This is a genomic window from Actinomadura sp. GC306 (genome assembly GCF_004348665.1).
Taxonomy (GTDB): Bacteria; Actinomycetota; Actinomycetes; order Streptosporangiales; family Streptosporangiaceae; genus Spirillospora.
In genome coordinates this window covers 46,299-70,127 of record NZ_SMKM01000001.1, presented here as the reverse complement: position 1 = coordinate 70,127, position 23,829 = coordinate 46,299, and the positions used below count along the sequence as shown (strand labels likewise).

21 protein-coding genes and 1 pseudogene are annotated in these 23,829 nt (G+C 73.0%); 6 read left to right on the top strand and 16 right to left on the bottom strand.

The genetic code is table 11. The features are described from left to right. Positions 1-367: 367 nt before the first annotated feature. Positions 368-1,327 carry an aldo/keto reductase gene (locus tag E1200_RS00295; protein WP_131949690.1) on the top strand — a complete coding sequence of 320 codons (960 nt, stop codon included), beginning with the start codon at positions 368-370 and terminating at the stop codon, positions 1,325-1,327. On the opposite strand, the gene E1200_RS00290 is transcribed toward E1200_RS00295, so the two are convergent. From E1200_RS00290 to accA, 9 genes and pseudogenes are all read right to left on the bottom strand, one after another. After that, on the bottom strand, positions 1,324-2,034 hold the full coding sequence (locus E1200_RS00290) for a response regulator transcription factor (protein ID WP_131949689.1): 711 nt from the start codon (positions 2,032-2,034) through the stop codon (positions 1,324-1,326). The two genes, E1200_RS00295 and E1200_RS00290, sit on opposite strands and share 4 nt — an antisense overlap. Beyond that, positions 2,024-3,178 carry an ATP-binding protein gene (locus E1200_RS00285; RefSeq protein ID WP_131949688.1) on the bottom strand — a complete coding sequence of 385 codons (1,155 nt, stop codon included), beginning with the start codon at positions 3,176-3,178 and terminating at the stop codon, positions 2,024-2,026. Before E1200_RS00285 ends, E1200_RS00290 begins: the two co-directional genes overlap by 11 nt. Before the next feature lie 297 nt (positions 3,179-3,475). Beyond that, positions 3,476-4,474, bottom strand: a complete 999-nt coding sequence (gene rfbB / locus E1200_RS00280) for a dTDP-glucose 4,6-dehydratase (protein WP_131949687.1) — start codon at positions 4,472-4,474, stop codon at positions 3,476-3,478. Positions 4,475-4,522: 48 nt separating this feature from the next. Continuing rightward, complete coding sequence (locus tag E1200_RS00275) at positions 4,523-6,391, bottom strand: BTAD domain-containing putative transcriptional regulator (RefSeq protein WP_131949686.1); 1,869 nt, start codon at positions 6,389-6,391, stop codon at positions 4,523-4,525. Positions 6,392-6,646: 255 nt separating this feature from the next. Then, the gene (locus tag E1200_RS34560) at positions 6,647-6,880 is read right to left on the bottom strand and encodes an acyl carrier protein (RefSeq protein WP_279483286.1); all 234 of its coding nucleotides are present in this window, start codon (positions 6,878-6,880) and stop codon (positions 6,647-6,649) included. Between the two features lie 69 nt (positions 6,881-6,949). Further along, positions 6,950-7,807, bottom strand: a pseudogene (gene rfbA / locus E1200_RS00270) (glucose-1-phosphate thymidylyltransferase RfbA); the annotation flags it as partial. 127 nt (positions 7,808-7,934) lie between these two features. Then, positions 7,935-9,290 (bottom strand): biotin carboxylase N-terminal domain-containing protein, encoded by a 1,356-nt coding sequence (locus E1200_RS00265; protein ID WP_131949685.1) that lies wholly within the window; start codon positions 9,288-9,290, stop codon positions 7,935-7,937. Positions 9,291-9,294: 4 nt separating this feature from the next. Next, on the bottom strand, positions 9,295-9,801 hold the full coding sequence (locus E1200_RS34260) for a biotin/lipoyl-containing protein (protein ID WP_243708261.1): 507 nt from the start codon (positions 9,799-9,801) through the stop codon (positions 9,295-9,297). Continuing rightward, positions 9,798-11,489, bottom strand: coding sequence for an acetyl-CoA carboxylase carboxyl transferase subunit alpha (accA, locus tag E1200_RS00255; RefSeq protein WP_207932980.1), 1,692 nt, complete (start codon positions 11,487-11,489; stop codon positions 9,798-9,800). Before accA ends, E1200_RS34260 begins: the two co-directional genes overlap by 4 nt. Positions 11,490-11,701: 212 nt before the next feature. On the opposite strand from accA, the gene E1200_RS00250 reads away from it, so the two are divergent. Continuing rightward, positions 11,702-12,361 (top strand): hemerythrin domain-containing protein, encoded by a 660-nt coding sequence (locus E1200_RS00250; RefSeq protein WP_131949683.1) that lies wholly within the window; start codon positions 11,702-11,704, stop codon positions 12,359-12,361. 125 nt (positions 12,362-12,486) lie between these two features. Here E1200_RS00250 and E1200_RS00245 read toward each other — a convergent pair whose 3' ends face one another. Both E1200_RS00245 and E1200_RS00240 read right to left on the bottom strand, forming a co-directional pair. Next, the gene (locus E1200_RS00245; RefSeq protein ID WP_131949682.1) at positions 12,487-12,930 is read right to left on the bottom strand and encodes a DUF1801 domain-containing protein; all 444 of its coding nucleotides are present in this window, start codon (positions 12,928-12,930) and stop codon (positions 12,487-12,489) included. Between the two features lie 164 nt (positions 12,931-13,094). Beyond that, positions 13,095-13,388, bottom strand: a complete 294-nt coding sequence (locus E1200_RS00240; RefSeq protein WP_131949681.1) for a hypothetical protein — start codon at positions 13,386-13,388, stop codon at positions 13,095-13,097. 225 nt (positions 13,389-13,613) lie between these two features. Here E1200_RS00240 and E1200_RS00235 point away from each other — a divergent pair, with 225 nt between their 5' ends. From E1200_RS00235 to E1200_RS00220, 4 genes are all read left to right on the top strand, one after another. Next, complete coding sequence (locus E1200_RS00235; RefSeq protein WP_165950141.1) at positions 13,614-14,981, top strand: NAD(P)/FAD-dependent oxidoreductase; 1,368 nt, start codon at positions 13,614-13,616, stop codon at positions 14,979-14,981. A gap of 70 nt (positions 14,982-15,051) precedes the next feature. Beyond that, positions 15,052-16,332 (top strand): cation:proton antiporter, encoded by a 1,281-nt coding sequence (locus tag E1200_RS00230; protein ID WP_207932958.1) that lies wholly within the window; start codon positions 15,052-15,054, stop codon positions 16,330-16,332. 72 nt (positions 16,333-16,404) lie between these two features. Then, positions 16,405-17,178 (top strand): enoyl-CoA hydratase/isomerase family protein, encoded by a 774-nt coding sequence (locus E1200_RS00225; protein ID WP_131949678.1) that lies wholly within the window; start codon positions 16,405-16,407, stop codon positions 17,176-17,178. A gap of 79 nt (positions 17,179-17,257) precedes the next feature. After that, on the top strand, positions 17,258-18,016 hold the full coding sequence (locus tag E1200_RS00220) for an SDR family NAD(P)-dependent oxidoreductase (RefSeq protein WP_131949677.1): 759 nt from the start codon (positions 17,258-17,260) through the stop codon (positions 18,014-18,016). A 66-nt stretch (positions 18,017-18,082) separates the two neighbouring features. Here E1200_RS00220 and E1200_RS00215 read toward each other — a convergent pair whose 3' ends face one another. From E1200_RS00215 to E1200_RS00195, 5 genes are read right to left on the bottom strand one after another with little or no spacing between them, the layout of a single operon-like run. Beyond that, entirely contained in the window at positions 18,083-19,630 is a 1,548-nt protein-coding gene (locus E1200_RS00215) for an AMP-binding protein (protein WP_131949676.1), read from the bottom strand. Then, a complete protein-coding gene (locus E1200_RS00210) occupies positions 19,627-20,643 on the bottom strand; it encodes a TIGR03617 family F420-dependent LLM class oxidoreductase (RefSeq protein ID WP_131949675.1) in 1,017 nt (338 codons plus the stop codon). Before E1200_RS00210 ends, E1200_RS00215 begins: the two co-directional genes overlap by 4 nt. Before the next feature lie 36 nt (positions 20,644-20,679). Further along, positions 20,680-21,495, bottom strand: a complete 816-nt coding sequence (locus tag E1200_RS00205) for an enoyl-CoA hydratase-related protein (protein WP_207932956.1) — start codon at positions 21,493-21,495, stop codon at positions 20,680-20,682. Between the two features lie 6 nt (positions 21,496-21,501). Beyond that, entirely contained in the window at positions 21,502-22,683 is a 1,182-nt protein-coding gene (locus E1200_RS00200; protein ID WP_131949674.1) for an acyl-CoA dehydrogenase family protein, read from the bottom strand. Further along, positions 22,673-23,794 carry an acyl-CoA dehydrogenase family protein gene (locus E1200_RS00195; protein WP_131949673.1) on the bottom strand — a complete coding sequence of 374 codons (1,122 nt, stop codon included), beginning with the start codon at positions 23,792-23,794 and terminating at the stop codon, positions 22,673-22,675. Before E1200_RS00195 ends, E1200_RS00200 begins: the two co-directional genes overlap by 11 nt. Positions 23,795-23,829: the final 35 nt, after the last annotated feature.

The window sequence follows — 23,829 nt, the reverse complement described above, 5'->3', positions numbered from 1 at the left end:
ACTAGGCCGCGGACTCCCAACAAAGGGGGAATTCTTTACAGAAGTCACCATTCGCCGTCACGATCTTCCGGGATGGGCGCGCACCCCGTCGCAACCTCCCGGTTCCAGGTCAAGTGCGCAGGTCACACGACGAGCATCCCGTTCCCGTCCGCCGGACGTGCCGCGAACCTGGAAGTACGCTGAATGCCTTCTCCAATAGGCGGACCGGTCCAGGGCGGTTTCCAGGAGCGGCTTCGCGCAAGCTCCTTCCAAAGAGCGACCCTTTTGGCCACAATGTCATTTGCGGCCGCCGATCGGCCGGGGCGGTATTGCACGTGCGCCCGCAGCCGGCTCGCGAGCACACCTTTCACGGACTGGTCAGGAGGAGATGCACGCCAGCAAGCCCGGCGATGCCGGACCGGCCTCGCCGCGCATCGGATTGGGCACCCTCGCCCTGACCGGACGCTACGGCCCGGTGGACGACGCGGCGGGCATCGAGACGATCCGCTTCGCGCTGGACATCGGCGTGCCCCTGATCGACGCGGCGGCCGGCGCCGGCGCCGAGCGGGCCGAACGGCTCGCCGGACGCGCCGTCGCCGGCCGCCGGGACGAGGCCGTGATCGCCGCCTGCGGCGGCGTCCGGCGGTCCCCCGGCGGGCGGGAGACGCGGCTCGACGGGACGCCCGAGCACCTCCGGCGGTCCTGCGACGCCTCGCTCGAACGCCTCGGCACCGACCACATCGACGTCTACTACCTCGCCGGAGTCGACCCCCGCGTCCCCGTCGAGGAGAGCATGGGCGCGCTCGCCGGCCTCGTCGCGTCCGGCAAGGTCCGGCGGGTGGGCCTGTCGGGCGTCTCCGCCGAGCAGTTGCGGCGTGCCCACGCCGTGCATCCGGTCGGCGCGCTCGCCGCCGAGTACTCCCTGTGGGAGCGGCGCGTCGAGGCCGAGTGCCTGCCGGCCGCGCGGGAGCGGGGGATCGCGGTCTTCGCCTGCCGCCCGCTGGGCCGCGGCTTCCTCACCGGCCGGGTCCACTCGGCAGGCCGGCTCGCCGAAGGGGACGCCCGCCGCGACGATCCCCGCTTCCGGCCGGAGAACCTCTCCGCCAACCTGCGGCTGCTGCAGGCCGCCGAGGAGGTGGCCGCGCACCGGGACCTCGGCCTCGCCCGGCTCGCGCTGGCGTGGCTGCTGTGCCGGGGCGACGACATCACGCCGGTGCCGAGCACCCGCGACCGGCTGCACCTGGAGATGAACGCGGCCGCGGCCGGGATACGGCTCACCGCCGCCGAGTGCGAGTACCTGGCGGCCCTGTTCCCGCCCGAGTCGATCGCCGGGCGCGGCACCCGCTAGCGGTGCGCCGCCGCCTGGCGCCGCTCCCCCACCTCGATGAGGGCGGCGTCCACCGCCTTGTTGACCGCGTCGATGCGGGAGGCCGCGCCCAGCTTCACGAAGATGTTGCGGAGGTGCCGTTTGACGGTCGCCTCGGTGAGCGAGAGCCGCGCCGCGATCTGCCGGTTGCTCAGCGCCTGGGCGGTGAGCTGCATGACCTCTCGCTCCCGGTCGGAGAGGATCACCGGCGGGTCGTCCGGGCCGCCCGGTCCCCCCGCCGCGCCCACGCCGCCCCGGCCTCCCGCGGCGATGCTCGCGCGGGAGACCGAGACGACGACGCGGTCCTCGTCGAAGCGGACGCTGCGGATCGCCGACACCAGTTCCTGCTTGGTCACGCTCTTCAGCAGGTAGCCCCGCACGCCGACCTCAAGGAGGCTCTGCAGCAGCTGCGGCCCCTCGTACATGCTGAGGATGAGGACGGCGGTCTGCGGCGACCGTTCGCGGATGCGGGCGACCGTGGTGGTGGCGTCGTCACCGGGGATCTCGATGTCGAGCAGGACGACATGGGGGCGCTTCTCCGCGACGAGCTCCACGGCCCCCTCGCTGTCGCCCGCCTCGCCCACGACGACCAGGTCGCCCTGGTAGCCGAGGATCTCCCGCAGGCCCTCCCGGACGAGGGCGTGGTCGTCCACGAGCACGACGGTCGTCCTGGATTCGTCAGGCTGCATCGTTCTCGCTTCCTGGAAGCGGTACGGAAAGTTCCACGTGCGCGCCCTGCCCCGGTGCGCTCGACACCACGAGCGTGCCGCCGACGAGCTCCGCCCGTTCACGCATGCTGGACAGGCCCACACCGGCCGAGGCCGTGGCACGTTCCGGGTCGAAGCCGACCCCGTTGTCGTCGACGTAGACGTGCATCTCGTGCGGCGCGATGTCGATGCGCACCAGGACCAGCTCGGCCATGCCGTGGACCACCGCGTTCCGGACGGCCTCCCGGACGACCAGGAACGACTCGTCCTTGACCGCGGCCGAGGCCCACTTCTCGTCGCCGTTGATCTTCAACTGGACGGTCGCGTCGTCGGTCGCCACCGCCTCGAACGCCGTCAGCAGCGCTTTTTCCAGGCAATTCGACGACTCGCAGAACCGCAGATCGGAGGTGATGTCGCGCAGAATCCGCATCGCCTCCTGGACGGCGCCGTAGGCCGCGGTAAGGCGCTTCTCCGTCTCCGGGCAGGGGCCCTTGGTGTTCTTGTCGAGATCGTAGAGTTCGAGCTGGCGGTAGGCCGCGCTCAGCCACATGCCGACCCGGTCGTGGAGTTCCCGCCCGATGCGGCACCTCTCCTCGACCTGAGCCTCGCGAAGCATGTCGCGCAAGTACCCCTCATGGGCGAGCAGTCCCCCGCTGCACGTAATGCTTTGGTAAAGAGCACGGGAGGCGAGCATCAGGAGGGGCAAGGACTCCTCTCCCGGGTCCAGTCGGCGGACCAGCTCCCGCTGGACGATGTCGAAGAACACCGCCCCCGTCCGCACCGGTTCCGGCGCCGGCGCGCTGGAAACGGCCGCCGGCGGCGCCGCGGGCTCCGGGACGGCGGGCTCCGGCGCCCTCGGCTCGGGGACTCTGGGCTCCGGGACCCTGGCCTTGGAGCCCTCGCCCACCTGGACGGTGCCCGCGCGCAGGCTGCCGATGACGTCGGCGAGGACCCGCTCGGCGTTCGCGACGAGCTCGCCGCGCGCGGCCTTGTCCGCGGCGACCGGACCGCCCAGGTCGTCCAAAACCCGCTCGTACGCGGCCACGATCTCGGCCCGATCGGTCTCCAGCCGCGAAGCCGCGTCCAGGCCGGGGTGCCCCGGCCCCGAGGGAGGTCTCTCCGCCACGATGTCCCCTGGGCAAGAAGTCCGTCTTTGCCTGCACGATAGCCGCTGCACTCCGCCAGCCGCTATGACCGTTATGACCGTTAAGGCTGTTCTCAACCGCACCTTGTGACCTCGTGATCAAGGCCCGGTCACCGCATTCCGCCGCCTTCCGCGCAGGTCAGCGGGACGGCGGCGGGACGGCGCCCATTCCCTCGCATAATGATCATTCCGGCCGTTCTCCCAGGTCAGCGAGAGCGCTTCCAATTGCGCCGGATATATCTTCCGGCCGGCGGGACGAATGGAATTCGGGTTGCCCGCTCAGGAGCGCGCGCCGGCGTCCACGACCGCGGGACGCCGCTTGACTGGCTCCCACCAGGCGCGGTTCGCGGCGTACCAGCGCACCGTCTCGGCGAGCCCCCGCAGGAACGGCACCCGCGGGTGGAAGCCCAGCTCGCCGGCGATCTTCGACCCGTCCACGGCGTACCGCTGGTCGTGGCCCTTGCGGTCGGGGACGAAGCGGACCCGGTCCCAGCCCGCGCCGCAGGCGTCGAGCAGCAGGCGGGTGAGTTCGAGGTTGGACAGCTCAACCCCGCCGCCGACGTTGTAGGTCGCCCCCGGGCGGCCCCGCTCCAGCACCGCCTGCACCGCGCGGCAGTGGTCGTCCACGTGGAGCCACTCGCGGACGTTCCTCCCGTCGCCGTAGAGCGGCACGTCCTCCCCGTCGAGGAGGTTCGTCACGAACAGCGGGATCAGCTTCTCCGGGTGCTGGTAGGGCCCGTAGTTGTTCGAGCAGCGGGTGGTCGACGTCGAGAGCCCGTGGGTCCGGTGGAACGCCCGGACGATCAGGTCGCTGGCCGCCTTGGACGCCGAGTACGGCGAGTTCGGCTCCAGGGGGTGCCCCTCCGGCCACGTCCCCTCGTCGATGGACCCGTACACCTCGTCGGTCGAGACGTGGACGAACCGGCGGACGCCCGCCCGGAGGCACCCTTCGAGGAGGGTGTGCGTCCCCTCGACATTGGTGGTGATGAACCGCGCCGACCCGGAGACGGACCGGTCCACGTGCGACTCCGCGGCGAAGTGGACGACGGCGTCGTGGCCGGGCAGCAGGTCCCCGAGCAGCCCGGCGTCGCAGACGTCGCCGTGGACGAACGTCAGCCGCGGGTCGTCCGCGGGGAGGTTCGCGAGGTTGCCCGCGTAGGTCAGCTTGTCGAGCACGGTCACGTGCGCGTCCCGCAGCGCCGGGTACCGCCCGGCGAGCGCCGACCGTACGTAATGGGACCCGATGAAACCCGCCCCGCCGGTGACTATCAGCCTCACACCGCGAGGCTGCCGGTGCCGGGTCGAAGGTGGATCGAGCACCGGTGATCACGCCATCGAGGCCGGGCTCCGCGCCGGCTCGCCGGCACCGGACTGGACGAGGGACGTGAGCCGCTCCCGCGCGTACATCCGGGCGAGCTTGGGGTACCGGTAGCGGACGGCGCCGCCCTCCTGCGCGCAGCGCATCAGGTGGTGGTTCAGGAAGTGGTCGAGCGTCCGCCGGGCCTCGGCGACGTCCCAGCCCAGCAGGTCGGCGGCGGTGTCGGCGGTGAACTCCGCCGGCAGCATGCTGAGCAGCGCGAACACGCCCCGCTCCCGGTCGCCGAGCCGCGCGTAGCTGGAGTCGAACCTGGACCGCAGGTCCAGGTCGCCGAACCGCAGCTCCGGGAGGCGCTGGGGCGTGCGGGTGAGCTCCTCCGCCATGCGGCCCAGCGGATACCCGGGCATCGCGGCGAGCCGGTCGCCGATGCAGCGCAGCGCCAGCGGCAGCGAGTCGCAGGCGTCCACCAGCAGCTCGGCGCCGGCCCGCTCCCGGCGGATGCGGGGGCCGCCGACGATGCGGGCGAGCAGTTCGATGCCGTCCGCCCGGTTCAGGACGTCGATCTCGATGTTGCGGGCGCCCGCGAGGCCCTCCAGCCTGCGCCGGCTGGTGACGACCGCCGCGCAGCGCGGGCCGCCGGGCAGCAGCGGCCGCACCTGGGCGGCCGACGCGGCGTCGTCCAGCACCATGAGCAGGCCCCGGCCGGCGGCCGCGGCGGAGAGCAGCGCCCCGCGGTCCCGCAGGCCGTCCGGGATCTGGTGCCCGGGGAAGCCGAGCGCACGGAGGAAGGCGTGCAGGACCTCGGCGGGATCGCGTGCCCGGTCGGTCGACCCGCCGAGGTCGGCGTAGAGCTGCCCGTCCGGGAACGCGGAGCGGAGCCGGTGCGCGGCGTGCACCGCCAGCGCCGTCTTCCCCACCCCGGGCATCCCGCTGATCACGGTGAGCCGCCCGGTGCCGCGCGGCTCCGGCGGCGCCGCCGCGACCTGCTCGCAGACCTCCGCCACGTCGGTGCCGCGCCCCGCGATCTCGGGGTCCGCGGGCAGCCGCGCGGGCGCCGGGTCGTCCGCGGGCTCCGCGGCCGGCGCGCGGGCGGGCGCCGGCGCCGTTACGGCGGACGAGGGGGCCGAGGGGGCCGGCGCGTCCGCGGAGAGCAGGCTCTGGTGCAGCTCCCGCGCCTCGCGGCCGGGTTCCAGGCCGAGCTGCTCCACGAGGTTGCCGCGGAGCGTCCGGTAGACGTCGAGCGCCTCGTAGCGGCGGCCGGAGTGGTGCAGGGCCGTCATCAGCGACGTGTGGAAGCCCTCGTGCAGCGGATACCTGACCACCAGGGACTTCAGCTCGCCGATCAGCTCCAGGTGGCGGCCGACCTTGAGGTCGGTCTCGATCCGCAGTTCGAGCGCCCGGAACCTCACCTCCTCCAGCCGCGCCACGTACGCCGACAGCAGGTTGCCCGCGAGCACGTCGACCAGCGCCGGCCCCCGCCACATGGCGAGCGCGTCGGCGAGGATCTCCGCCGCGCGCACCGGGTCGCCGCGGTCCAGGACCGCACGCCCCTCCTTGATCGCCTGCTCGAACCAGTGGAGGTCGACGTCCTCGTCCGGGACGGCGAGCATGTACCCGGCGGGCCGCGTCTGCAGGACCTCGCCCGCGCCGCACCGCTGGAAGATCTTCCGCAGCTTGTAGATGTAGGTCTGCAGGGTGGTCATCGCGCTGACCGGCGGATCGTCCTCCCACAGCTCGTCGATGAGTTCCGAGGTCCGGACGACGGAGTTGCGGCGCAGCGCGAGCAGGGCGGCGACCTGCCGCGGCTTAGGCGCCGTCGGCGCGATGTTCTCCTCCGCCAGCATGATCTCGAAGGACCCTAGGACCCGGAATTCCATCGCATTCTCCCTCGACCGGAGGTAATGGCCGGATCGACCGGCCGTCGACCACTTAGGCACGTTAATCAGCGCCTATTGAGAAGACAAGATCGAATTACCTAAGTTGTGCTTACGGCAGCCGGAAGACGTCCATTCGGAACATCGAATGCGTCCGAAGTTGTACCACTTCCGATCCCCCGGGTGCGCGTAAAGGGGACGGCCGGCCCATCGGCCGGCCGCCCCCTGTCGCGGAGAAGCGCGCGAGGTGCCGTTACGTCATGCGCCGAGTGCCTGCCGGCCGGCGAGCATGCCGTTCACCTTGCCGAGGAAGGTCCGCGGCGTCTCCACCACGTCCGCGTCCTCGTCGCTCAGTTCGACCGCGTACTCGCGCTTGATGACGGCCGTCGCCTCCAGCAGCGCCAGCGAGTCGTAGCCGAGGTCCATGAACGAGGTGTCGAGGATGTCGCCGCCGTGGTCGACCGACTCGTCCTCACCCGCGCACGCGCGCATGATCTGCTTCAGGTCCTCGATCGTCAGCTCTTTCAATGCCGTCTCCTTCCGGTCGGCTCTCTCCGAGCACGCCACGGTCATGACGTGCTGGCCGTATCGCGACGAGGCCAGCCCGGCGCCGAGCCGGTGGCAGGTCTCGGCGTCGATGAACCCCATGCGCAGGGCGATCTCCTCGACACAGGCCACGTGCAGCCCCTGCCGTTCCTCCAGGGTCAGCACGTACTGGCTGGCGGCGAGCAGCGCCTCGGGCGTCCCGGTGTCCAGCCAGGCGAAACCGCGGGCGAGTTCGACGAGCCGCGCCCTGCCCTGCTCCATGTAGGCGCGGTTCACATCGGTGATCTCCAGTTCGCCGCGCGCCGACGGGCGCAGATTCCTGGCGATCTCCACCGCGTCGTTGTCGTAGAGGTAGAGCCCGGTCACCGCCCGGTTCGAGCGGGGCCGGGCGGGCTTCTCCTCGATGGAGAGGAGCCGGCCGCCGGCGTCCGTCTCCGCGATCCCGAAACGCTCGGGGTCCTTGACCGGATAGCCGAAAAGGACGCAGCCGTCGACGTTCCGCGCCTGCTCGCGCAGTATCTCGGAGAGCGGGTCCCCGTAGAAGATGTTGTCGCCGAGGACGAGCGCGACCGGTTCGTTCCCGATGTGGCCGGCCGCGATGACGAGCGCGTCCGCGATGCCCCTGGGCTCGTCCTGCACCGCGTAGGAGAAGCTCATTCCGAGGTCCGATCCGTCGCCGAGCAGCCGCCGGTACCGGGGCACGTCCTCGGCGGTGGAGATGATCAGGACGTCCCGGATCCCGGTGAGCATGAGCACGGAGAGCGGGTAGTAGATCATCGGCTTGTCGCCGACCGGCAGCAGCTGCTTGGAGATGACCCTGGTCATCGGGTACAGCCGGGTGCCGGAGCCGCCCGCGAGAATGATCCCCTTCATCACGCCCGTCACCCCTCCGGCCCTTCCCGGTGCCATTGCCTGCCGTTCTGCCCTGCCGTTCAGTCCTGCCGTTTCAGTTCTGCCGTTCAGCATCCGGGCCCCCGCTCAACCGCGGTTGGAGCGGCGCTCAACGGCCCGCGTCGAGCAGGCCCGCGGCGAAATCCGTGGTGTGCGCCGCGTTCCGGAAGTCGGGATGGTCGAGCGCCCGCAGCAGGAACGGCACCGTCGTGCGGACGCCGGCGCCGTCGATCCGGAACTCGGCGAGCGCCCGCCGCATCCGGGCGATCGCCTCCGGCCTGGTGGGCGCCCACACGACCACCTTGGCGAGCAGCGAGTCGTAGGCCCCCGGGATGCGCATGCCGGGGAAGCAGTGGGTGTCCACCCGCACGAAGGGCCCGCCCGGCGGCAGGAACTCCGTGAGGCGGCCCGGCGCGGGTATGAAGTCCCGCTCCGGGTCCTCCGCGTTGACCCGGCACTCGATCACGGCGCCGCCGGGCCGCACGTCCGGCTGCCCGAAGCCGAGCCGCTCCCCCGCCGCGACGCGGATCTGCTCCCGCACCAGGTCGATGCCGGTCGCCACCTCGGTGACCGGGTGCTCCACCTGGATCCTGTTGTTGACCTCCATGAAGTAGAACCGCCGGTCGCGGTCCACGAGGAACTCGAAGGTGCCCGCGCCCACGTACCGCGCGGCGCGGGCGCCCGTCACCGCGGCCCGGCGTATCTCCCCGACCAGCTCGGGCGGCAGGCCGGGCGCCGGCGTCTCCTCGATGAGCTTCTGGTTCCGGCGCTGGACGGTGCAGTCCCGCTCCCCCAGGCAGACGACCTCGCCGTACGCGTCGCAGAGCACCTGCGCCTCGACGTGCCGCGCGTCCCGGACGAAGCGCTCGGCGTACACGCGCCCGTCCCCGAAGAAGGAGTGGGCGTCCGCGCACGCCTGCCGGAACGCGCCGGGCAGGTCGGCGGGGCCGCGGGCGATCCGCATCCCGCGGCCCCCGCCGCCCATCGCCGCCTTGATGATCAGCGGGTAGCCGATCCGGTCCGCCGTGCGCAGGGCGTCGCCCACGTCCCGCAGCGGGTGCAGGGTGCCCGGCAGCAGCGGGAGGCCGTGGTCCGCCATGAGTTCCCGCGCCCGCGACTTGTCGCCGAGCCGGGCGAGGACGCCGTGCGGCGGCCCGATGAACGTCAGGCCCGCCTTCTCGCAGACCTCGGGGAGGTCGGGGTCCTCGGAGAGGAAGCCGTATCCGGGGTGGATCGCGTCGGCGCCGGACAGCGCGGCGGCCTCCATGATCGCGGGGATGCTCAGGTAGCTGCGCCGCGGGTGCTCGGGCCCGATCCGGACGGCCTCGTCGGCGTGGGCGACCGCGAGCGAGTCCTCGTCGGCCGTCGAGTACACGGCGACGCTCCCGATCCCGAGTTCCCGGCAGGCGCGGATAACCCGGAGCGCGATCTCGCCCCGGTTCGCGACCAGAACCTTGTCGACCATGGCGTCAGCCGGGGGTGGTGAGGGCCTGCGCGGACGTGTCGACGGCGATCAGGCCCGTCCCGAACTCGACGGGCGTGCCGTCGGGGACCAGGACCTCGACCACCCGGCCCGCGCGGTCGGCCGCGACGGGGGTCATCAGCTTCATCACCTCCAGGATCGCGATCTGCTGGCCCGCCCGGACCTCGTCGCCCACCGCGACGAACGGCTCGGCGCCCGGTTCCGGTGCGCTGTAGAACGTCCCGACCATCTCCGCGCAGACGTGGTGGAGCGAGTCCCGCCCGGCCGCCGCGCAGGACTCCGGTTCCGCGAGCGCATACCGCGCGGGGGCGGCGAGCGCGCCCTGCGGGCCGGCGGCGGGGGACGCGGCCGGCGACCATTCCAGCTCGACGGCGATGTCCCCCGTCCGTATCGAGAGCCTGTGCAGCCGCGGGTCGGCCGCCGAGATGAGCCGTGCCGCGTGGCCGCAGACGTCGCCGAGGACGTCGTCGCGCCCGGTCTTCTCGCTGGTCACGATGTCTCCTCACCGAGGGCCTGGAAGCGGCGGAACCGCACGCGGCGCTCCTCCACGAGCCGCGCCGCGTCGAGCGGCGACAGCTCGTCCAGGCTCGCGCGGATCGCCGCCTTGAGGGCCGTCGCCGCCGCGCCGGGGTCGCGCTGGGCGCCGCCCCCGGGTTCCGGGACGACCGCGTCGACGATCCCGAGCTCCAGCAGCGACCGGGCGTCGACGCGGAGTTCGCGGGCCGCCCGCGGAGCTGCGTCCGGGTCGCGCCACAGGATGGCCGCGCACCCCTCCGGGCTGATCACCGAGTAGACGGCGTTCGAGAACGCGAGGACCTTGTTGGCCACCGCGAGCGCCAGGGCGCCGCCGCTGCCGCCCTCCCCGGTGACCACCGAAACGACCGGGACCGGGAGCCCGGTCATGAGCCGCAGGCTGTCGGCGATCGCCCCGGCCTGGCCCTCGGCCTCCGCCTCGATCCCCGGGTAGGCGCCCGGCGTGTCGACCAGGGTGACGACCGGCACGCCCAGCTTCGCGGCAAGACGCATGAGCCGGGCCGCCTTCCGGTACCCGGCCGGCGCCGGCATGCCGAAGTCGGCGTTCGCCAGCTCCTTCGCGGTGTGCCCCTTCCGATGGCCGATGATCACGAGGGGGGCGCCGTCCAGCCGGGCCAGGCCCCCGGTGATCGCCCGGCAGTCGCCGCCGAGGCGGTCGCCGTGCAGCTCGACGAAGTCGTCGGTGATCCGCTGGATGTAGTCCAGGGCCGTCGGCCGGTCCAGCGCCCTCGCCAGGCGCACCGCCTCCCAGGTCTCCCCGGCGGGCAGGTCGCGCGGGTCGGTGACCAGCGGCGTGCCCGGCGGCTCCGCGTCCCGCCCGCCGCCGTCGTGCGGCGGCGCCGCACGACGGGCCCCCGCGGACAGCAGCCGGGACAGCGTGGACCGGAACCCGTGCCGCGGCACGACGGCGTCCACCAGTCCCCGTTCGGCCAGGAACTCCGCCGTCTGGAAGCCGTCCGGAAGGGACTGCCGGATCGTCTGCTCGATCACGCGCGGCCCGGCGAAGCCCATCCGCGCGCCCGGCTCGGCGATGATCACGTCCGCCTGGGTCGCGAACGAGGCCGCGACCCCGCCGTAGGTCGGGTCGGTGACCAGCGAGACGGTGAGCACGCCCGCCTCGTCGAGTTCGCGGAACGCCTGGCTCGTCTTGGCCATCTGCATCAGGGCCAGTGCGCCCTCCTGCATGCGGGCCCCGCCCGACGCCGTCACGACGAGGAGCGGCGTCCGCTCCGCGCGGGCGAGCTCGGCCGTCCGGGTGATCAGCTCCCCGACCGCCGCGCCGAGGCTCCCGCCGAGGAAGCGGAAGTCCATGACGGCGGCGACGACCGGGTTCCCGCCGATCGTGCCGCGGACGCAGGCCACCGCCTCCGGCATGCCGGTGGCGGCCTGCGCCTCGCTCAGCCGGGCCGGGTAGGGCTTCGAGTCGACGAACCCCAGCGGGTCCCCGGTGGCGACGGGGAACCCGAGGTCCTCGGCGGACCCCTCGTCCAGCAGGGTCGCGATCCGCTCGTCCGAGGTCATCCGCTCGTGGTGGCCGCACTCGGGGCACACGAGCAGATCGCGCCTGAACCGGTTGCCGTAGGCCGGCGCGTTGCATCCCGCGCAGATCACCCACTCGGGCAGATCCACCGATCGAGCCGTCAGCACGTCAGTCAACCGCGCCTCCCCAGTCGTCGTTGCGTGGACGACTCTGGACGCCCGCCATCAAGGGCCGATGGAGGGCCGCTAGAGAGCACCGGACGCGGCGCCCGCGGTCTCCCCGCCCTCCGAACGGCTCTCCGAGCGGCTCACCAGCCGGTTCCGAGGACGGCGGCCGACGATCGGCGCGTAGCAGACTGTCCAGCCACGAGGAGCCGTCGATGGCCACCGCATCCCGCCAGCGTCCCGACACCCACGAGATGGTGGTCACCCACCGCGTCTCCCGCCGCGAGTCGCGGGTGCTGGCCGCCCAGGTGCCCGGGGTCCGGCCGGGGGACACCGGCCGGGCCCGGGTGCTCGCCGCCCACCTGAGCGACTACCTGCTCGCCCTGCACCTGCACCATTCGGCCGAGGACGAGCTGCTGTGGCCGCTGCTGCTGGCCCGCGCGGAGCTTGAGGCGGACGTCGTCCGCCGGATGGAGCGGCAGCACGAGCGGATGGCCGCGGGCATGGAGCGCATGGCGGAGGTCGCGCCGGCCTGGGCCGGGCATGCGGACGAGGGGCCGCGCGACGCGCTGAGCGAACTGCTGATGGAGCACGTGGGACTGCTCACCGAGCACCTGGACGACGAGGAGCGGAACATCCTGCCCCTGGTGGAGCGGCATGTGAGCGTGCACGAGTGGGCCAAGCTGTCCGAGCACTTCACGACGCATGCGCCCAGGGACAAGCAGCTGTTCTTCCTGGGCGCGGTCCTGGAGGACGCCGACCCGCGGGAGCGGGCGCACGTCCTCGGAGGGCTCCCGCTTCCGGCACGCCTGATCTGGCACACGGTCGGCCGTGTCCGGTACGCCCGCAGAGTCCGCAGCGTGCGCGGCGCCTGACGCGCATCAGGGCCGCGACCGGCGGCGCTTGGGGAGCGTCGCCGGTCGCGGCCCCGTGTTCGCAGTCCTGTGTTCGCGGTCCTGATTCGCGGGCCTGATTCGCGGGCCGGGGTCGAAGCCCGTGGCTAGAGCGTCGCGCCGGGCTGCTTGCTCGCCTGCTCGATCCAGGAGACGAGCCGCTTCTCGTCCAGCTCGTCGTCCTCGTGGACGTCGAGGTACCGCATGCCCGGGTGCTTGGACTCCTTGGGCGGCACGGGGTCGAGCGAGGTGCCGTTGAGGAACTGGAGCTGGACGTACTGCGTGTAGCACCGGAACGAGAGGAACCACCCGTCGCCTTCGTTGCCGTAGAACGGCTGGTTCCACTTCACGGCCTTGTGCACGTCGGGGACGGTGCGCGAGACCAGGCGGTCGATCCGCTCGCCCACCTGGCTCTTCCAGCCGGGCATGGCCTTGATGTAGTCCTGCACCGGCTTGTCACCCTCCCCCTTGGGGATCTGCGGGTTCCCGCCGGAGAGCAGCTTCGGCCCGGAGCCGGAGCCCTCGTCGGTCTTCTTCTTGCTCGTCGGCATGGCTACTCCGTCGTTCGTGCTCGTCAACGGCCGAGGCGTCGCGCGAAGGCGTGCTGCCGTGGCTCGCGGCCCTGCCTCATACCGAACGCGGCCACTTGGTGAAGTTGACCGATCTGGCCGATCGAAACATGGGCGCGCCCACCCCGGCGGGCCGAAAGCGCGCCCTACCGCCGCCCGCTTCCCTGCGGGTTCGTGATCCGGAAGACCACGTCGTCCTCGGCTATCTCCGCGTTCAGCGCACGGCCGCCGAGCATGGCGGCGGCGGTGTCCTGCAGGAACACCCGCACCCCGCCGGTCTCGATGACCTCGTCCCCGGCGTCCGGGCCGGGCGCGATCGACAGTTCGAGGCCGCCGGCGGAGTCGTGGTGGACGATGCGAAGCCCGGAATCCCGCGGGACGTCCGGCTTGTCGGTCAGGATGCGGATGGCCTCGACTGCGGTGTCGGTCAACGTGAGCACGATCGAACTCCTCGGGCATGGTGATGAGCCGGCCTGTGCGGGCGGAAAAGGCCACGGTAGAACACGCCGAATGCGTTCAACTGAGAAAGCGGCGCAGTCGAACGCCAATTGGCCGCGTTGACTTTCCGCAAGGCCGTCCGGATGCTGGTTTTGCCACGGACATGGCCCCGGAAATGGCGCGGCGTGCCGTGGCCATTCCTGACGCGCTCTGAAAAGGAGAATGCCGTGTCCGAGGCTCGCAGCAGCGATTACGACGCGATTGTGATCGGCGGGGGGCCCAGCGGGTCCTCGTACGCGATGACGCTCGCCCGCAAAGGCCACTCGGTGCTCCTGCTGGAGCGGGAGGAGATGCCGCGCTTCCACATCGGCGAGTCGCTGCTGACCTACACCACGGACGTGCTGGAGCAGATGGGCCTGCTGGACCGGGTGGCCGGCGGCGGCTTCGTGGTCAAGCGGGGCATCGAGCTGACCGGGACCGAGGGCACGTTCCGGCGGCTCGACCTCGGCAAGGTCGGCGAGGGCCGGCGCGGCTGGACCTTCCACGTGGAGCGGGCCCACTTCGACAAGATCCTGCTGGACGCGGCGGCGGAGACGCCGGGCGTGACCATGCTCCAGAAGGCCAAGGTCCGCAAGCTGCTCTTCGCCGGCGAGCGCATCTCCGGCGTCCGGTACACCCGGGACGGCGAGGAGCACGACGTCACGGCGCGCTTCGTCGTCGACGCGAGCGGCCGGACGGGCGTGATCGCCCGCGGGATGGGCCTGCGCAAGACCGACGACGAGCTGAAGATGGCGGCGATCTTCCGGCACTACGAGGGCCTGGACGAGCGCAACAACCCGGCCACCGAGGGCGACATCCAGCTCGGGCTGTACGAGGACGGCTGGTTCTGGGCCATCCCGATCCGCCCCGGCGTCATCAGCGTCGGCTGCCTGGTCCCGGCGGAGATCCTGCGCACGTCCGTGCCCGAGGACGTGTTCGCGCGCAACCTCAAGCGGATCCCGCGGATCTCCCAGCGCATCGAGGGCACGACGGTCGCCCGCGACCTCACCGGCGAGAACAACTTCGAGTACCACTGCGACACCCTCGCCGGGCCGGGCTTCTTCATCGTCGGCGACGCCGGCTGCTTCACCGACCCGGTGTTCTCCGGCGGCGTGCTGCTCGCCCTCACGACCGGCCGGCGGGCGGCCGAGGAGAGCGCCCGGGTGCTGGCCGGAGAAGCCGGCGAAGGCGAGGTGGCGCTGCGCTACCAGAACTTCTTCAAGACCGGCTACGAGACGTACTACCGGCTCATCCGCGCCGTGTACGACAACCGGTACGTGTCGGAGGGCCGGGAACTGCGGGTGACCCCGCGGCACGGCGGCCAGCGGCTCGCCGGGGCCGGGTGGTGGGGCATCCAGGAGCGGCTCCAGGCCACGTCCGGCGGGCCGTTCGACACCAGCGAGTCCATCGAGCACTTCTGGCTCGTGCGCGCGCTGAACGGAGACTTCTGGTCCGGCGACAACCGGTTCTTCCAGCGGCTGCGCGAGGAGAAGGCGTGGCGGCTGTTCGACGACTTCGAGCCGAGCTACGAGTGCCCGGTCCACCCCGCCGCCTGAGCGCCCGGGTGGGGAGCGGAGCGGGTGCGCGGAGGCTCGGATGCTCCTAGCGGCACCTCCGATCGCCCCGATGAGCGCGGACCAGACCCTGGCCCTGCTGCTGCAGCTCGGCCTGCTGCTGGGCTGCGCGGTCGGGCTGGGGCGGCTGGCGCGGCGGCTGGGCATGCCGGCCATCGTCGGGGAGCTGTCGGCCGGGATCCTGCTCGGGCCGTCCGTGCTCGCCCACGCGGCCCCCGGCCTGTACCGGTGGCTGCTGCCCGACACGCCCGGCGGGATGCACCTCCTCGACTCGGTGGGCCAGTTCGGCGTGCTCCTGCTGGTGGGCGTCACCGGCATGAGCGTCGACATGGGGCTGGTGCGGCGCAAGGGCGCCGCGGCGGCCCAGGTGAGCGCCGGCGGGGCGCTCGTCCCGCTGGCGCTCGGGGTGGCCGCCGGCTTCCTGCTGCCCGCCTCGCTGCTCGCGGAGGGCGCCGACCGCGCGGTCTTCGCCTGGTTCGTCGGCGTGGCGATGTGCGTCAGCGCGGTCCCGGTCATCGCCAAGACGCTGCTCGACATGCGGCTGCTGCACCGGGACATCGGCCAGATGATCATCGCGGCGGCGGCGGTGGACGACGTCGTCGGATGGCTGCTGCTGTCGGTGGTGTCGGCGATGGCCACCACCGGGATCAGGGCCGGCGAGGTGACGCTGGCGGTCGGCTGCCTCGCCGGGATCCTGCTGTTCGCCCGGTTCGTCGGCCGTCCCGTCGTGGGGGCGCTGCTGCGGCTGGCCGCCCGGTCGGCCGAACCGGGCGCCGGCGTCGCGGTGGCGGTCCTGATCGTGCTGCTGGCCGCGGCGGGGACCCAGGCGGCGGGCATGGAGGGGGTGCTCGGCGCGTTCTACGCCGGCATCCTCATCGGCTCCTCGAAGTGGGTGGACCGCGAGCGGCTCGCACCGCTGCGGACGTTCACGCTGTCGGTGCTGGCCCCGCTCTTCTTCGCGACGGCCGGGCTGCGGATGGACCTCACCGCGCTGGCCGACCCGGTGGTGCTGGGCGCGGCGGGCCTGCTGCTGGCGGTCGCCGTCGTGGGCAAGCTGGCGGGCGGGTACGCCGGGGCGCGCGCCGCCCGATGCGACCACTGGGACGCGCTCGCCCTCGGCGCCGGGCTGAACGCCCGCGGCGTCATCCAGATGATCATCGCGATGGTGGGGCTGCGGCTCGGCGTGCTGGGCATGGAGATGTACACGGTCATCGTCCTGGTCGCGGTCGGGACGTCGCTCATGGCGCCGCCGATGCTGCGGTACGCGGTGCGCCGCGGGACGGCGGTGAGCGAGGAGGAGGCGCGGCGCGAGAAGACCCTGGCCGTCGACTGAGCCCCCGCCCTTCCGCCCGCACCGCCCGGCACGCTTGAATCGGCCTACTGTGGATCTTCGCCGGGAGGACCGATGACCTACACCACGGTGACCTACGAGGTCGCCGACCACGTCGCCACGATCACGCTGAACCGGCCCGAGGCCATGAACAGCTTCAACGAGGCGATGCTCAACGAGTTCGCCGGGATCTGGACGCGGGTGCGGGAGGACGACGACGTGCACGCCGTCCTGCTGCGCGCCGCGGGCGACCGGGCCTTCAGCTCCGGCGCGGACGTCAAGCAGGGGTTCGAGCGGCCCGACAACGTCTGGACGGAGGAGGACCCGGGCGCCCGGCTGTCGCCCAAGCTCAACCGGGTCTGGAAGCCCGTCGTGTGCTGCGTGCACGGCATCGCGGCGGGCGGGGCGTTCTACTGGATCAACGAGTCCGACATCGTCATCGCCTCCGACGACGCGACGTTCTTCGACCCGCACGTCAGCTACGGGCTCACCGCGGCGCTGGAGCCGATCGGGCTGGCCCGCAAGATCCCGGTCGGCGAGGTGATGCGGATCGCGCTGCTCGGCCTGGACGAGCGGATGTCCGCGCGGCGGGCGCACGAGATCGGGCTGGTCAGCGAGGTGCTGCCGCGCGAGGAGCTGTGGGCCCGGGGCGCGGAGCTCGCGCGGATCATCGCCGCCAAGCCGCCCGCCGCCGTGCAGGGCACCGTCCGGGCCGTGTGGGAGTCGCTGGACTCCGGCAGGACGGAGGCGCTGCGGACGGGGATGCTGTACACGCACATCGGCAACCCGCTCGGAATCGCGCAGGTCGACCGGTCCGCCGTCCCGACCCGGACGTGGAAGCTCCGGTGACCCCGGGTCGTCCGTGACGCATCATCGACCACTAGATTAACCTGGTTAACTTGGTCGGGGGCAGGTGGAGGGAGAGAGCGTGGAGATCAGCGGCAAGAAGGCGATCGTGGTGGGCGGCGCGTCCGGCATGGGCCGGGCCACCGCGGAGCTGATGGCGGCGCGCGGCGCGTCCGTCGCGATCCTGGACCGGGCCGGCTCGGACGGCGAGGAGGTCGCGAAGGCGCTGGGCGGGACGTTCCACGCGGTGGACGTCACCGACTTCGACGGCACCGGGCAGGCCATCGACGCGGCCGTCGCCGGCCTCGGCGCGCTGCACGTCGTCGTCACCACGGCGGGCGGCGGCATCGCGCAGCGCACCCTGGGCAAGCAGGGCCCGCACGACCTGGACGAGTTCCGCCGCGTCCTCGACCTGAACGCCGTCGCCTCGTTCAACATCTCCCGGCTCGCCGCCCAGCACATGAGCCGCAACGAGCCGGAGGACGAGGAGCGCGGGGTCATCATCAACACCTCGTCCATCGCCGCGTTCGAGGGGCAGATCGGCCAGGTCGCCTACAGCGCGGCCAAGGCCGCGATCGCCGGGATGTGCCTGACCATGGCCCGCGACCTCGGTTCGCTGGGCATCCGCGTCCTGGCGATCGCGCCGAGCCTCTTCGCGACCGGCATCACCCAGGGCATCCCCGACGACTTCGCCAAGGCGCTCACGAAGGACGCCGCGTTCCCCAGGCGCATGGGGCGGCCCGAGGAGTACGCGAAGCTCGCCCTGGCCATCGTCGACAACCCCATGCTGAACGGCCAGTGCCTGCGCCTCGACGCGGGCCAGCGGTTCGCCCCGCGCTGACGCGCGGCGCCCGGTGTCCAGTGCCCGGCGCCCGGTACCCGCCGCGGGTGCCGGGCGCCGGGGCGGTCAGCCCGCTTGCGTGCCGCGCAGCTCGTCGCGGAGCACGCGCTTGAGGAGCTTGCCGGTCTCGGTGCGCGGCAGCGCCGCGCGGAACTCGACCACGCGCGGGCACTTGTGGCCGGCCAGCCGCTCCCGGCAGTACCCGATCAGCTCCGCGGCGAGCTCGTCGGACGGGGCGTGGCCGGGCGCGAGCTGCACGAGCGCCCGGACCTGCTCGCCCCACTCGGGGTCCGGCACGCCGACCACCGCGATGTCGAGGACGGCCGGATGGCCGGCGAGGGCGGCCTCGACCTCGGCCGGGTACACGTTCACCCCGCCCGTGATGATCATGTCCTTGATGCGGTCGACGATGAACAGGAAGCCGTCCTCGTCGAGGTGGCCCGCGTCGCCGAGGGTGAACGCCGTCCCGCGGTAGACCTCGGCGGTCTGGCCGGGGTCCCGGTGGTAGCGGAAGCCGCGCCCGCCGCCGTCCAGGTAGACCGCGCCGACCCGGCCGGGCGGCAGCTCGTTGCCGTCGTCGTCAAGGATCTTGACCGTCATGCCCCGGACGGGGCGGCCCACCGTGCCGGGTTTGGCCAGCCAGTGGTGCGGCTTGGCGATGGTCGCGGCGCCCTCGGTGCCGCCGTAGGTCTCCCAGATCACCGGGCCCCACCAGTCCAGCATCCGCTTCTTCAGCTCCGCCGGGCAGGGCGCCGCCGAGTGGACGATGGACTCCAGGGACGACACGTCGTGGCGGGCCCGCACGTCCTCCGGCAGCTTCAGCAGCCGCGCGAACTGCGTCGGCACCATGTAGCCGGTGGTGATCCGGTGCTCCTCGATCAGCCGCAGCGTCTCGGCGGCGTCGAACGCGCCCATGATGACCAGCGGCTGGCCCACGTGCAGCGCCGCCAGGTAGAAGACCTGGCAGCCGCCGTGGAACATGCCGGCCGACACCAGGTGCGCGCCCTCCAGCGGGCGGAACCGGAACGCGTGCGCGAACGACTTCATCGCGTCGGCCATCGCGTCCGGGGCGATGTCCGGCATGTCCCGCCAGATTCCCTTGGGCCGGCCGGTGGTGCCGGAGGTGTACACGAGCGGTGCCCCGGCGCGGCGGTCCGGCGGCGCGGTGTCCGGGTGCCCGCGCAGCAACTCCTCCTGCGGGACGTATCCGTCGATGCGGCCGCCGACGGACACGCGGACCGGCACGCCGGTCACCGCGCCCGCGCGCCCCGCGTACCCGGCGTGGACGACCAGCGCCTTCATGCCGGCGTGCTCGGCGATCGACGCCACCTCGGCGGCGGGCGAGCCGGTGTTCAGCGTGACGTAGCGCCAGCCCGCCTCCGCGGCGGCCAGCTGCCACACGAGGATGTCCACGTCGTTGGGCAGGGCCATGCCGACCACGTCGCCGTGGCCGACGCCGCGTGCGCGCAGCGCGTGGACCCGCCGGTGCGCCCGCGCCGCCAGCTCCGCGTACGTGAGCGTCTCACCGGCCGGGCAGCGGGCGACCGCCGTAAGGCCGGGGTGGTGCTCGGCGAGGTACCAGACGCCCAGCGGGCGGTCCCACGGGTGGTTCATCGGACGCCGCCGCGGCCGTCGAGGGACTTGGCGAACGACGCGGGGTCCACGCGGTAGGGGGTGTAGAGGGTGACGCGGTCGTAGACGTCGCCCACCCTCGCCTGGAGCGCCGGGGCGATCTCGTCCGGCGCGCCGGTCACCGCGAACTCGCCCAGCACGTCATCGGTGATCATGTCGGTCATCTCCCGCCAGCGGCCCTGCTTGGACAGGGCGGTCAGCTCGGGCTGCAGGTCGCCGAGCCCGTGCAGGTCGAGCACCGGCCGGTAGGCCGGGGTGGACGCGTAGAAGGCGATCTGCCGCTTGATGCCCCGCGTGGCCTTGGCGATCTCCTCCTCGGTGTCCCCGGTGACCACCATCTGCGAGCCGGCCACGGTGAACCCGTCCAGCCCGTCCCGGCCGGCCTTCTCCCGCCCGCGCCGCAGCGCGGGCAGCGTGACCTCGCGGAGGTACCGCCCGGTGGTGAACGGGTGGACGAAGAACCCGTCGCCGACCTCACCGGCGACCCGGGTCATCAGCTCCCCCACCCCGGCGAGGTAGACCGGCGGCGGCCCGTGCGGGTGCGGCTGCTGCGCGAAGAACGGCGTCATCAGGGTGTGGGTGTAGAAGTCGCCTTGGAAGTCGAGCTTCGCGCCGTCCTGCCAGGACGCCCAGATCGCGCGCATCGCCAGCACCAGCTCGCGCATCCGCGCCGCCGGGCGCGACCACGGCATCGAGTACCGCCGCTCGATGTGCGCCTTGACCTGCGATCCGAGGCCGAGCACGAACCGCCCGCCCGAGGCCCGCGCGAGGTCGTTGCCCACCGTCGCCAGCGTCATCGGATTGCGGGCGAACGCGATCGCCACCGAGGTCCCGACGGTCACCGACCCGGTGGCCGTGATCGCCTGCAGGCTCGCCAGGAAGGGGTCGCTCCCCGCCTCGGCGACCCAGACGCCGGCGTACCCGCCCTTCTCCAGCTCCGCGGCCGCGGCCGAGGCCCCGGCCAGGTCGGCGCCCAGGTTGGCATCGATCTTCATCCGCTTCCCTTCCTTCGATGGCGGCGGTCCGCCGGGTCAGCGGCCGCGCTCGGCGAGCCAGCGCCGGACGGCCGCACGGTGCTCCTCGGAACGGCCCGAGCGGACCATCCGCTCGCTCTCGCGCGGCAGCGCCTCGCGCAGGCCGAGCGTCTGCGCGTCCCGCACGTTCTCCTTGATCAGCGCATGCGCGGTGCGCGGACCGGCGGCGATCTCGCGGGCCCAGGCCAGTGCCGCGCCGGGGAGCTCCGCGTCCGGCACGACCCGGTTGACCAGGCCGAGCCGCTCCGCCGCCGCGGCGTCGATGGGGGCGTCGCCGATCAGGAACTCCAGGGCCCGCGCGGGCCCGAGGATCCGGGTCAGCGCCCACGGGCCGCCGAAGTCACCGCTGAACGCCAGCCGCGACCAGCCGTTCACGAAGGTCGCGGAGGACGCGGCGATGCGCAGGTCCGCGGCCAGCGCCAGCCCGATCCCGGCGCCGACCGCCGGGCCGGGCAGCGCGGCCACGGAAATCTTCGGGCTTTCCCGCAGCATGACCGCCATGCGAGCGAGGTGGGTGAGCGTCTCCGCCTCGCCGGCGCCCTCCGGGGCCGGGCCCGCCCCCGCGCGCACGTCCCCGCCCGCGCAGAACACCGTGCCCGCCGCGGTCACCAGCACGCAGCCGACCTCGTCGTCGCCGTCGTAGCGCTCGATGAGCCGGGGGATCGCGTCGTACATCTCGGGGTGCAGGGCGTTGCGGCGCTCGGGCCGGTTCAGCTCGATCACCCCGGCCCCGCCGGTGACCCGGCCGAGGACGGTCGGCGTCCCCGAATCGACCTGCCGGACGGCACCGTCCATGGTCTCCCTCTCCGTCATGGCGGCCTACCTCGGTGGCATCGCCGGGTCGCGGGGCAGGCCCAGCACCTGCTCGGCGATGGTGTTGCGGTGGATCTCGGCGGTGCCGGCGCCGATGGTGGACGCGCGGGTCGCCAGCCAGCCGGTCGTCCACCGGCCGCGCTGGACCGCGTCCGGGTCGCCGCGCCCGAGCAGCCCGAACGGGCCGAGCAGGTCGACCGCGAACTCGTGCAGCTCCTGCTCGAAGACGCTGTTGTAGAGGCGCGACACCGACGACGTGGGCCCGGGCTCGCCGGTCGCGACGATGGACGCGATCGTGCGGGCGGCGTGCACGTTCATCACCCGGACCCGCACGTCGAAGTCCGCCAGCCGCCGCCGGACCCCCGGGTCGGCGACGGCGCCGCGCTCGCGGGCCAGCGCGATCAGCTCGTCCACGATCCGCCGGTAGAACGCGGCCTGGGTGAGGGCGCCCGCCGAGCGCTCGTGGCCGAGCGTGGTGCGCGCGATGCGCCACCCGTCGTTCTCCTCCCCCACCCGGTCGGCCACCGGGACGCGGACCTCGTCGAAGAAGATCTCGCAGAAGTGCTCGCGGCCGGTCATGTCGCGGATGGGCCGCACGGTGACGCCGGGGGCGCGGGCGTCGACCAGCAGGTAGCTGATGCCCTTCTGCCGCGACTCCCGCGTGCCGGTGCGGACGAGGACGAAGAACATGTCGGCCTTGTCGGCGTTGGTGTTCCACACCTTCTGCCCGGTCACCACGTAGTGGTCGCCGTCGCGGCGGGCCGTGGTGCGCAGGCCGGGCAGGTCCGACCCGGCGTCGGGCTCTGAGAATCCCTGGGCCCAGACGATGTCGGCGCGCAGCGTCGGCCGCAGGTAAGCGTCCCGCTGCTCGGGCGTGCCGTACTTGATGATCGTGGGCCCGACCATGTCCCACCCGGTCCCGGGGTGTCCGGGGACCCGCACCCGGGCCATCTCCTGGTTGTAGACGACCTGCCGCGGGAACGGCAGGTCCATGCCGCCGTACTCGCGGGGCCAGGACGGACCCGCGAAGCCGTGGTCGAACTTGGTGGCCGCCCACGCCTTGGCGAAGGCCAGCCGCTCGGCCGCGCCCTTCGGCGGCCTCCCCGGCGCGTGCTCCTGCAGGAACGCGCGCACGGACGCGCGGAACCCGTCGTCGGTGTCAGCGGCGGTGCCGGTGTCAGCGGCCATCGATGCCCTCCTCCGTGATCCCGCTCAGCCGGGCGAGGCGGTCGCGGTGCCGGTCCGGCGTGCCGAACAGCAGCTCGTCGGTCTTGGCGCGCTTGTAGTAGAGGTGCACGTCGTGCTCCCAGGTGAAGCCGATGCCGCCGTGGATCTGGATGGCGCCGGCGGCGGCCTCGGTGTAGGCGCGCGAGCAGCAGATCTGCGCGCTCGCCGCGGCCACCGCGAGGCCGGCCGGGTCCGGGTGCGGGGTCAGCGCGGCGGCGTACGCCGCCGACCGCGCCGCCTCCACGGCGACCATCATGTCGGCGCAGCGATGCTTGATCGCCTGGAAGCCGCCGATGGGCCGGTCGAACTGGTGCCGCGTCTTCGCGTAGCCGACGGCGGCGTCCAGGCACCACTGCGCTCCCCCGGCCTGCTCGGCGGCGAGGGCGATGCGCGCGTGGTCGAGGGCCGCCGCGGTGACGGACGGGTCGCGCGACACGAGCCGCGCCGGGACGGACGCGAAGTCCAGCCGGGCCATCCCCCGGGTCGGGTCGACCGCCTCGTGCGCGCGGCGGGTGAGGCCCGGCGCGGTGCCGGAGACCGCGAACAGCGCCGTCCCCCCGCCGGTGCCGGCGGTGACCAGGACCAGGTCCGCGATGGCCCCGTCCAGGACGAAGTACTTGGAGCCGTCGATGACGAACCCGTCGCCGCCCTCCTTCGCCGTGGTCCGCGACGCCTCCTCGTCCCAGGAGCCGCCGGCCTCCACCAGCGCCAGGGTCGCGATGACGGAGCCGTCCGCGATTCCCGGGAGGTGCTCCGCCCTCAGTTCCTCGTCGCCGCAGGCCAGCAGCGCCGGGACGGCGAGCCCGGCGGTGGCCAGCAGCGCCCCCGCCGCGAGCGTCCGGCCCAGCTCCTCGAACACCACGCACATCTCGGCGGCGCCGAACCCGGCCCCGCCGTACTCCTCGGGGACGGCGAGGCCCTGCACCCCGAGTTCGGCGGCCATCCTGCGCCACAGCTCCGCGTCGTGCGGGGACCCTGAGCCGAGCGTGCGGCGCGGGTCGGCGTGCTCGGCCAGGAAGCCGCGCAGGACCGCGCGCAGCTCCTCCTGCTCGGGGGTGAATGCGATCTCCACGGCGTCCTTCCTCGTCGGTGCGGTGGGGTCGGCGT